The following is a 10166-nucleotide window of genomic DNA, read 5'->3' as shown; positions in this document are numbered from 1 at the left end:
ACCGGCATCGACCTGCCCAACGAGGTCACCGGCCGCGTCCCCGACCGCCAGTGGAAGCTGGACTACTGGAAGGCCAACAAGGACGCCTGGTGCAAGACCGGCAAGAAGGACGGCAGCTACGCCGAGCGCATCGCCTACGAGAACTGCCTCGAAGGCAACCGGCTGCGCGCCGGTGACTCCGTCAACTACTCCATCGGCCAGGGCGACACCCTCGTCACCCCCATCCAGATGGCCACCGTCTACGCGGCCCTCTCCAACGGCGGCACCATGTACGACCCCACCGTCGGCAAGGCCGTCATCAGTCCCGACGGGAAGACGGTCACGGAGATCGAGCCCCGGGCGCACGGCAAGCTGCCGCTGACGAAGAAGACCCTCAACGAGATAGACGCAGCCCTCGAGGGAGTCGCCACCCGCGGTACGGCCGCCTGGCGATTCGAGGGCTGGCCGCAGGACGAGATCCCGATGCACGCCAAGACCGGTACCGCCGAGGTCTACGGCAAGCAGACCACCTCCTGGTTCGCCACCTACACCGAGGACTACTCGATCGTCATGACGATCTCCCAGGGTGGTACCGGCTCCGGCGCCTCGGGCCCCGCCGTGCGCAACATCTACAACGCGCTGTACGGCATCGCCGAGGACGGCTCGATCGACAGGAAGAAGGCGCTGCTGCCCACCCCCCAGAAGACCCTCCCGAAGGTCAGGACGGACGGCACCATCAAGTCCCCGAAGATCTCCAAGGACCCCGCCAAGGACCGGCCGACCGCCTCACCGGACGCCCAGGCCACCCCGCAGGACGGCGGCAACGCGCCCGCCGACCAGCAGCAGGCCGCCACGATCCCCTCACCGGAGGCCGGCAACCGCGCCACCCGCCGCGGCGACCGACGCCGGGGCGGCGACCGACGACCGGGCGACGGCCACCGGGGTGACGGACGCCCGGGTGACGGACCGCGCCGGGGCGACGGACGCACGGGCTGCCACGGACGCCACCGGCGGGGCACCGGGACCCGGAGGACAGCGGCATGACCGGCGGCGTGAACAGCTTCCATGTCTCCGGGTACGGTCCCGAGAGGGCCGGCTGGACACGGGTCTTCGCCCGCGACTCCCTCGCCCGGCGCCTCGACTGGCCGATACTGCTGTCGGCACTCGCGCTGTCCCTGCTCGGCTCGCTCCTGGTCTACTCGGCCACCCGCAACCGCACCGAACTCAACCAGGGCGACCCGTACTACTTCCTGGTCCGCCACTGGCTCAACACCGGCATCGGGCTGGCCCTGATGATCGGCACGATCTGGCTCGGCCACCGCACCCTGCGCACGGCCGTACCCCTCCTGTACGGAGCCTCGGTCTTCCTGGTCCTGCTGGTGCTCACCCCACTGGGCTCCACCATCAACGGCGCCCACTCCTGGATCAAGCTCGGCGGCGGCTTCTCGCTCCAGCCCTCGGAGTTCGTGAAGGTCACGATCATCCTGGGCATGGCGATGCTGCTCGCCGCCCGGGTCGACGCGGGCGACAAGCCCTACCCCGACCACCGCACGGTCCTCCAGGCACTCGGCCTGGCCGTCGTCCCCATGCTGATCGTGATGCTCATGCCCGACCTCGGCTCGGTCATGGTCATGGTCATCATCGTGCTCGGCGTGCTCCTCGCCTCCGGCGCCTCCAACCGGTGGGTCTTCGGCCTCCTCGGCGCCGGAGCGATCGGCGCGGTCACCGTCTGGCAGCTCGGCGTGCTCGACGAGTACCAGATCAACCGCTTCGCCGCCTTCGCCAACCCCGAACTCGACCCCGCCGGCGTCGGCTACAACACCAACCAGGCCCGCATCGCCATCGGCTCCGGCGGCCTCACCGGCTCCGGGCTCTTCCAGGGCTCACAGACCACCGGCCAGTTCGTCCCCGAGCAGCAGACCGACTTCGTCTTCACCGTCGCCGGCGAGGAACTCGGCTTCGTCGGCGGCGCACTGATCATCGCCCTGCTCGGCGTCATCCTCTGGCGCGCCTGCCGCATCGCCCGCGACACCACCGACCTCTACGGCACCATCGTCGCCGCCGGCATCGTCGCCTGGTTCGCCTTCCAGTCCTTCGAGAACATCGGCATGACCCTCGGCATCATGCCCGTCACCGGCCTCCCCCTGCCGTTCGTGTCCTACGGCGGCTCGTCGATGTTCGCCGTATGGCTGGCGGTCGGCCTGCTGCAGTCCATCCGGGTGCAGCGCCCCATGTCCGCGTAACCGTCCGCACGACCGGTGCGGAGCGGCCCTCTGCCGCTCCGCCCCCGGGCCGACTAGATTCAGGTCATGGCGGACACCAAGCGCGAGATCGAGCGAAAGTACGAGTACGAGCACAAGTCGGGGGAGACCGACCTGCCCGACCTGACCGGCGTCCCCGGCGTCGCGTCCGTCCAGGACAAGGGCGTCGCCCACCTCGACGCCACCTACTACGACACCGCCGACGAACGCCTGGCCGCCGCCTCCCTCACCCTGCGCCGCCGCACCGGCGGCTCCGACGCCGGCTGGCACCTCAAGTTCCCCGTCGCCGCCGGGGTACGGGACGAGGTCCGCGCCCCGCTCTCCGACGACCTCCCCGAGAGCCTCGCCCGCCTCGTCCGCTCCCGCGTCCGCGAGCGCCCGCTGCGCCCCGTGGTCCGGCTGCGCTCCGACCGCGACGTACGCCACCTCCTCGACCACACCGGCCGGCTCCTCGCCGAGGTCAGCGTCGACACCGTGCACGCCGAACGCCTCACCGCCGGCGGCGGCACGGCCCGGTGGACCGAGATCGAGGTCGAACTCGCCGACGACGGCGACCCCGCCTTCCTCGACAAGGTGGAGAAGAAGCTCCGCAAGGCGGGCGTACGGCCCTCGACGTCCGCGTCGAAGCTGGCCCGGGCCCTGGCGGAGACGGCACCGGACGCGGCGGCCACCCGGCCCGAGGGGGCGTCGCCCGCCCCGGCCCCGGCACCGGCGGCGGCACCCCGGCAGAAGCGCAGGCCCCGGGCGGTGGGCAGACCCGTCACCGCGGGCGACCACGTCCTCGCCTACGTCCGCGCCCAGCGCGACGCACTCGTCGAGCTCGATCCCGCAGTACGCCAGGACGTACCCGACTCCGTGCACCGCATGAGGGTCGCCACCCGCCGCCTGCGCAGCACCTTCCGCTCCTACCGCTCCGTCCTCGACCGCGAGGTCACCGACCCGGTCGCCGCCGACCTGAAATGGCTCGCCCGCGAGCTGGGCCTGGACCGCGACCAGGAAGTGCTCGCCGCGCGCCTGGGAGCGGCCCTGGACGACCTGCCCGCCGCCCTCGTCTCCGGCCCGGTCGGCGACCGCCTGACCGCCTGGTCCCGGGCCCGCCACGGCGGAGCCCACGGCCACCTCACCGGCATCCTCGACTCCCGCCGCCACCTCACGCTCCTCGACACCCTGGACGCCCTGCTGGCCGACCCGCCACTGCGCAGGAAAGCCGCCGCCAAGCCGGACAAGGTGCTCGCCAAGGCCGTGCGCAAGGACATCGACAAGCTGTCCGGCCTGGTCACCGAAGCCCTCGGCCTCCCGCCCGGTGACGACCGCGACACCGCCCTGCACGAGGCCCGCAAGAAGACCAAGCGCACCCGGTACGCCGCCGAGGCCGCCGTCCCGGCACTCGGTGGCCCGGCGAAGACCCTGGTCGCGTCCATGAAGTCGCTCCAGGGCCTGCTCGGCGACCACCAGGACAGCGTCATGGCCCGCCGGATCCTGCGCGAGCTGGCCGCCGTCGCCCACGCGGCGGGGGAGAACACCTTCACCTACGGCATCCTGTACGGCCGCGAGGAGTGCCGCGCGCGGGCCGCCGAGGCGGCGCTCCCGGAGACCTGGACGTCGATCGGCAAGGACCTCCGGTCCTGGACGGCGTAGGGGGAACCCCTCCGGCCGCGTTAGGCTGGGTGGTCACCCGCCCCCAGCCTTCGGCCGGGGGGACCCCCAGTCACCACACGAAGGTTCGCGAGATGCCTGCCGAAGCCGCCGAGTCTGTGTTCCCGCAGCTCGAAGCTCTGCTCCCGCATGTGCAGAAGCCGATCCAGTACGTCGGCGGAGAGCTCAACTCCACGGTCAAGGACTGGGACTCCTGCGACGTCCGCTGGGCGCTCATGTACCCCGACGCCTACGAGGTCGGACTGCCCAACCAGGGCGTCATGATCCTCTACGAGGTCCTCAACGAACAGGACGGCGTCCTCGCCGAGCGCACCTACAGCGTCTGGCCGGACCTCGAGGCGCTGATGCGGGAGCACCACGTCCCGCAGTTCACGGTCGACAGCCACCGCCCGGTGAAGGCCTTCGACGTCCTCGGCCTGAGCTTCTCCACCGAGCTCGGCTACACCAACATGCTCACCGCCCTGGACCTGTCCGGCATCCCGCTGGAGGCCAAGGACCGCGGCCTCGACGACCCGATCGTCATGGCCGGCGGCCACGCGGCGTTCAACCCCGAGCCGATCGCCGACTTCATCGACTGCGCCGTCATCGGCGACGGCGAGCAGGCGGTCCTCGAGGTCACCCGGATCATCCGCGCCTGGAAGGAGGAGGGCCGCCCCGGCGGCCGCGAGGAACTCCTCTTCCGCCTGGCGAAGACCGGCGGGGTGTACGTCCCCGGCTTCTACGACGTCGAGTACCTCCCCGACGGCCGCATCGCCCGTGTCGTACCGAACAGGTCGGGCGTCCCGTGGCGCGTCTCCAAGCACACGGTGATGGACCTCGACGAGTGGCCCTACCCCAAGCAGCCCCTCGTCCCGCTCGCCGAGACGGTCCACGAGCGCATGTCGGTGGAGATCTTCCGCGGCTGCACCCGCGGCTGCCGCTTCTGCCAGGCGGGCATGATCACCCGTCCCGTCCGCGAGCGCTCGATCACCGGCATCGGCGAGATGGTCGACAAGGGCCTGAAGGCGACGGGCTTCGAAGAGGTGGGCCTGCTCTCCCTCTCCTCCGCGGACCACTCGGAGATCGGCGACATCGCCAAGGGCCTCGCGGACCGCTACGAGGACGACAAGATCGGCCTCTCGCTCCCCTCGACCCGCGTCGACGCCTTCAACATCGACCTGGCGAACGAGCTGACCCGCAACGGCCGCCGATCGGGCCTGACCTTCGCGCCGGAGGGCGGCTCGGAGCGCATCCGCAAGGTCATCAACAAGATGGTCTCCGAGGACGACCTCATCCGGACCGTCGCCACGGCCTACGGCAACGGCTGGCGCCAGGTGAAGCTGTACTTCATGTGCGGCCTGCCCACCGAGACCGACGACGACGTCCTCCAGATCGCCGACATGGCCACCCGTGTGATCCAGAAGGGCCGCGAGGTCTCCGGCTCCAACGACATCCGCTGCACGGTCTCCATCGGCGGCTTCGTCCCCAAGCCGCACACCCCCTTCCAGTGGGCCCCGCAGCTCTCCGCCGAGGAGACGGACGAGCGTCTCGCCAAGCTCCGGGACAAGATCCGCGGCGACAAGAAGTACGGCCGCTCCATCGGCTTCCGCTACCACGACGGCAAGCCCGGCATCGTCGAGGGCCTGCTCTCCCGCGGTGACCGCCGCGTCGGCGCGGTCATCCGCGCGGTCTACGAGGACGGCGGCCGCTTCGACGGCTGGCGCGAGCACTTCTCCTACGACCGCTGGATGAACTGCGCGGACAAGGCGCTGGCCCCCTTCGGCGTCGACGTCGACTGGTACACCACCCGCGAGCGCACCTACGAGGAGGTCCTGCCCTGGGACCACCTCGACTCCGGCCTGGACAAGGACTGGCTCTGGGAGGACTGGCAGGACGCCCTCGACGAGACGGAGGTCGAGGACTGCCGCTGGACCCCGTGCTTCGACTGCGGGGTGTGCCCGCAGATGGACACCTCCATCCAGATCGGCCCGACCGGGAAGAAGCTGCTGCCGCTGACGGTCAAGAACGCGGCCCCCGCCGCAGGCGGAGGCCGCTGAGGGAGGTCCTCCGCTGCCGGCGGCACGACGTGCCGCCGGCAGCGGGAGCCGGTGTCTACGGGAGGCGCTGCCCGGCGTGCCGGTCGGGCGGTACGTCGTGCCGGTAGGAGTGGCCCGGGGCCCGGAAGCGCTCCTGGTCGCCGGGAGCGGTGAGCGGCGCGGGGTGATCCGCGGCGGGCCGCAGCCGGTGGCGGGGAGCGGCCCGGCGGGGTGGCCGGGTCAGGGTGATCTGCCGGACGAGTTGCTGGAAGCAGGCGAGCGCGGCGACCCCCGGGAGCGCGGCGGCGGCGGTGTCGGTGATCGTGCGGGGCGCCTGGGCGACACAGAGCAGGACCGCGACGGACGAGAACAGCAGGACGACGAACCACGAGTGCAGGGCGCGCCGTTGGTGCAGTGCCGCGCGGAGGACGGACAGGGATCCGGCCAGCCAGGGGCCGTACACGAGCACGGGCCACCAGGCCGATGAACTGCCGCTGCTGTGCGCCGTGGTGACGAGGAGCAGCGGTTCGTAGGTGACCACACCGCTGAAGACGCTCACCATCGACACGGTGACCGCGGCCAGTGCGGCGATGACGTAGCTGGCGAGTCGCACGGCGTCGGGACGCCTGCGCGGGGTGAGCTTCCGGTGGCCGCGGGGGGCGGTGCGCAGGGGCGGCAGCTCGGCGGTGATCTCCTGCAGGTTGCCCATGGGGCTGCCGACGGGGGGAGCGGTGACCGACGCCTCCTCGCGAGGGGGCGGCGTGGTTCTGCCGTATTCGTCGCCGCGGGCTTCCTGGAGCAGGTAGGCGAGTTCTTCGGCCGGGTCCCAGGGCGGGACCGGTGGTTCCATGGGCTCCGCGTAGACGGCCGAGGCCCGGTGCCGGCCGGTGCCCGGTCCCTCGTTGTTCCGGGCGGGGAAGTCGGGGCTGTACCAGAGGTGGTCGAAGTGTTCGTCATTCATGTCGCGAGGGATTCATCGGGCCGGCGTGCGGAGCGGTCGTCGGCCGGTGCGACCCAGCGGCCGGCCAGGTCGGACTCCAAGCGCTGAACCACGGCGAAAAAGTTCGTCAGGATCGGTTCGGTGACGTGCGGTACGACAGGAACGCCGTTTCTGCCGGGCGTGCCCCCGGTCCCGGGCGAGGGGTGTGCCGGGGCCGGGGTGTGGAGGGAGGGGCCCACGGGCGGTTCGTGGGCAGCAGTCGGGCCGCTCGGCCCCCCGTCGGGCACGAGCGGCCCGGGCGTGCTTGCCTTCGTCATGTAGCGACTAACGGTGAGTCTTTTCACTTGGATGCGCGGCAAATGAGTGAACGGCCGTAGGGAAAATTATTTTATATAAGCCTGGCCGAACACGGTGAACCCGTGGAATTCATTTTTTCGGCGGGCGTTTTAGCGTATGAAGCGCACAAGCCTGTGGGCACGGGATCCGAACGGGTCGTTCCGGCGTCTACACCGGTATGGATCTGGAGAAGTCGGCTCCCGCGGCACGGGGAGAGGCGCCCCGGGGCGAGGGGTGCCTGGTCGTGGCGATCCGCATGCCGGTGCGGATCGTGGTGCTCGTCCTGGTCGTGCCGGTGCGCATGGCGTGGGACGCGCTCGTCGTCGCCGGCCGGTTCCTGAACGACACCGTGTTCCGGCCGCTCGGGCGGGCGTCGCTGTGGGTCGGACGGGCGGTGTTCGTGTGGCCGTTCGTGGGCCTGTGGCGGTACGTCCTCGTGCCGCTCGGCACGGCGCTGACCCGGCTCGGGAAGGTGCTGGTGGTCCTTCCCGCCGTGGGGCTGTACCGCCATGTGCTGACTCCCGTCGGTCATGCCCTCCTGTGGGTGTACGCGCGTGTCCTGACGCCCGTCGGGCACGCGGTCGTGTGGGCGCTCAGGGGAGTGGGTGCCGTGCTCGCCGCGATCGGGGCCGGGGCGTACGCGGGCCTGGCCTGGCTGACGCGGTATCTCGTCGTCGTGCCGTCGGTGTGGCTGTACACCTGGGTCCTCACGCCGGTCGGGCATGCCGCCGCCCGGTGCGTGAAGGGGCTCGTGCGGCTGGTGACCATGATCGTCACCGGTGTCGGCACGGGGCTGTACTGGATCACCCGGATCCTGTTCGTGCTGCCCGCGCTCGCCGTGTGGCGCTGGGTCCTCGTGCCCGTCGGCCGCGTCCTCGCCGTCGCCGGGCGGGAGGTCGGGGACGCCCTCGGGCACGCCTGGCGCGTCGCCGGGCGCGTCTCGTCGGCCGTCGGGCGGTTCCTGGGGACCCTTTTCCGGTGGGTCTTCGTGGAGCCGGTGCGACGGGTGTACCGGAGTGTGCTGACGCCGGTGGGGCACGTCGTGCGCGACGCCGTGCTGCGGCCCGCCGCCGAGGCCGCCCGCGGTGCGGGCCGGGCCGCCCGGCAGGTCCTCGCCGCGGCCCGCGTGTCGGTCCGGCAGGCCCGTGCCGACTTCCGCCGGATGCTGCTCGGGAAACCCGCGGAACCCGTGCTCGCGGACCGCCGGGAACCTACCGGCCGGGAGACACGTACTCTTGGTAGCAGGACGACCGCTCTCACGAAGGACTGAACGACACTGGGCAAGCGACAGCCCGAAGGCCCGCCGCCCGCACCCGCGGTGCAGCGCATCCGACTGCGCTACACCAAGCGCGGCCGCCTCCGGTTCACCAGCCACCGTGACTTCCAGCGCGCCTTCGAGCGTGCGCTGCGCCGTGCCGAGGTGCCGATGGCTTACTCGGCGGGGTTCACGCCGCACCCGAAGGTGTCGTACGCCAATGCCGCACCCACCGGCACGGGCAGCGAGGCGGAATACCTGGAGATCGCGCTCACCGAGCCGCGTGACCCCGAGCGGCTCCGGGCCCTGCTCGACGAGTCGCTGCCCGCCGGGCTCGACATCGTCGAGGCGGTCGAGGCCCGTACGTCGGGGCTCGCCGACCGGCTCACGGCCTCCGTGTGGGAGCTGCGGCTGGACGGTGTCGCCCCGGAGGACGCCCGCCGGGCGGTGGACGCCTTCAACGCGGCCGAGACCGTGGAGGTGCAGCGCCGGACCAAGAACGGCGTCCGCACCTTCGACGCCCGCTCCGCGGTCGTGGGCCTGGAGAGCGCAAAAACGCACTCTTCGCAGGCTGATAGGCCGAGCGACCACCCCTGTGCGATACTGCGGCTGGTTGTTCGGCACGTGACGCCTGCCGTACGACCCGACGACGTCCTGTCCGGTCTCCGCGCCGTGGCCGACCTGGCGCCGCCGGTCCCCGCAGCGGTGACCAGGCTGGCGCAGGGGCTGTTCGATGAAGAGACCGGCACGGTGACCGACCCGCTCGCGCCCGACCGCGAGGCAGCAGCGACCGTGCCGCATCCGGCCGCCGCCACTGCCGCCGCGACGGCGCCGGCGTAAGGAAGGTCCCGCGTAGGGACGGACGTCGTAGCGCCGCCCTCGAACTCGGGAGCCACCTGGGTCGGGCAGCGCACCGACCAGAAGACTTTCGCCAGGCCGTACGCATTCGGCGTACGGAACCGGCGAGACAGGACACAGAGAGCTCCCGAGCGGCGCCCGCGCCCCGGACGGCGGCAACCGCGCACCGCGCGAGCCGCGGACGTCACCGGCATCGCCGGACCGGGTGCGGCGCCCGGGAGCCTGACGGGAGAAACGCCCGCATGCTCGAATCGACCGAGCCCACCAAGGGCTCCGAACCGAACACCCCCAGCGACACCCTGCCGCCGCGCCGGCGCCGCCGTGCCGCGTCCCGGCCGGCGGGCCCGCCCGCCGCGACGGCCGGGACGACGGCCGAGACCGTCACGCCGGCCATACCGGCCGCGGATCCCGCCGGGCTCGTGGAGCAGGAGAGCGCCGGGACCGGGGCCGAGAAGGAAACCAGGGAAGAGGCCCGGGAGGCCACCGCGACGGCCGAGGCCGCGCCCGCCGCTCCGCGGCGTCGCCGTGTCGTCCGCCGTGCGGCCGCGCCCGCCGGGGCACCGGCGCCGGCGGAAGCCGCCGAGACCGTCGTACCGGCGACCGTGACGACGGCGGCTCCGTCCGCACCCGAGGACCCTGAGGCCACCGCCTCCTCCGAGGCTCCCGGGCAGGCCGCCGTCTCCTCCGGCACCTCCGAGGACGCCGCTCCCCGGCGCACCCGCCGTCGTGCGACGCGCAGCGTGACCTCGCCGACGGCGACCACCACCGGGAAGACGGAGGGCACCGGGGCGCCGGAGCCGGCGGCGTCCGCGCAGACCGCCGAGGTCTCCGAGGCACCCGCGGCTGCCGAGACCGCCGCCGAGACC

7 protein-coding genes and 1 pseudogene are annotated in these 10166 nt (G+C 72.2%); 7 read left to right on the top strand and 1 reads right to left on the bottom strand.

Annotated features, from left to right (window positions below; translation table 11 throughout):
- The 4 genes from RIM90_RS27800 to RIM90_RS27785 form a co-directional block, all read left to right on the top strand.
- Positions 1-1023, top strand: a 1023-nt coding sequence (locus tag RIM90_RS27800; RefSeq protein WP_309063506.1) for a penicillin-binding transpeptidase domain-containing protein, incomplete at its 5' end; no start/stop codon positions are given.
- On the top strand, positions 1020-2222 hold the full coding sequence (gene rodA / locus RIM90_RS27795) for a rod shape-determining protein RodA (RefSeq protein WP_309063505.1): 1203 nt from the start codon (positions 1020-1022) through the stop codon (positions 2220-2222). The genes RIM90_RS27800 and rodA, both read left to right, overlap by 4 nt.
- A gap of 66 nt (positions 2223-2288) precedes the next feature.
- Positions 2289-3878 carry a CYTH and CHAD domain-containing protein gene (locus RIM90_RS27790; protein WP_309063504.1) on the top strand — a complete coding sequence of 530 codons (1590 nt, stop codon included), beginning with the start codon at positions 2289-2291 and terminating at the stop codon, positions 3876-3878.
- Positions 3879-3970: 92 nt separating this feature from the next.
- Positions 3971-5932 carry a TIGR03960 family B12-binding radical SAM protein gene (locus RIM90_RS27785; RefSeq protein WP_309063503.1) on the top strand — a complete coding sequence of 654 codons (1962 nt, stop codon included), beginning with the start codon at positions 3971-3973 and terminating at the stop codon, positions 5930-5932.
- A 55-nt stretch (positions 5933-5987) separates the two neighbouring features.
- On the opposite strand, the gene RIM90_RS27780 is transcribed toward RIM90_RS27785, so the two are convergent.
- Positions 5988-6872, bottom strand: a complete 885-nt coding sequence (locus RIM90_RS27780) for a hypothetical protein (RefSeq protein WP_309063502.1) — start codon at positions 6870-6872, stop codon at positions 5988-5990.
- A 493-nt stretch (positions 6873-7365) separates the two neighbouring features.
- Between RIM90_RS27780 and RIM90_RS27775 the strand changes: the two genes are divergently transcribed.
- From RIM90_RS27775 to RIM90_RS27765, 3 genes and pseudogenes are all read left to right on the top strand, one after another.
- Positions 7366-8457, top strand: a complete 1092-nt coding sequence (locus RIM90_RS27775; RefSeq protein WP_309063501.1) for a hypothetical protein — start codon at positions 7366-7368, stop codon at positions 8455-8457.
- A gap of 48 nt (positions 8458-8505) precedes the next feature.
- Positions 8506-9282: a TIGR03936 family radical SAM-associated protein gene (locus RIM90_RS27770; protein ID WP_309063500.1), complete on the top strand. Its 777-nt coding sequence runs from the start codon at positions 8506-8508 to the stop codon at positions 9280-9282.
- A gap of 260 nt (positions 9283-9542) precedes the next feature.
- Positions 9543-10166 (top strand): annotated as a pseudogene (locus RIM90_RS27765) (ribonuclease E/G); the annotation flags it as partial.

Origin of the sequence: Streptomyces sp. (genome assembly GCF_031181555.1) — a bacterium.
Taxonomy (GTDB): domain Bacteria; phylum Actinomycetota; class Actinomycetes; order Streptomycetales; family Streptomycetaceae; genus Streptomyces; species Streptomyces fimbriatus.
Note: the sequence above shows the minus strand (reverse complement) of the source record. Positions and strands in the feature narration are given on the sequence as shown.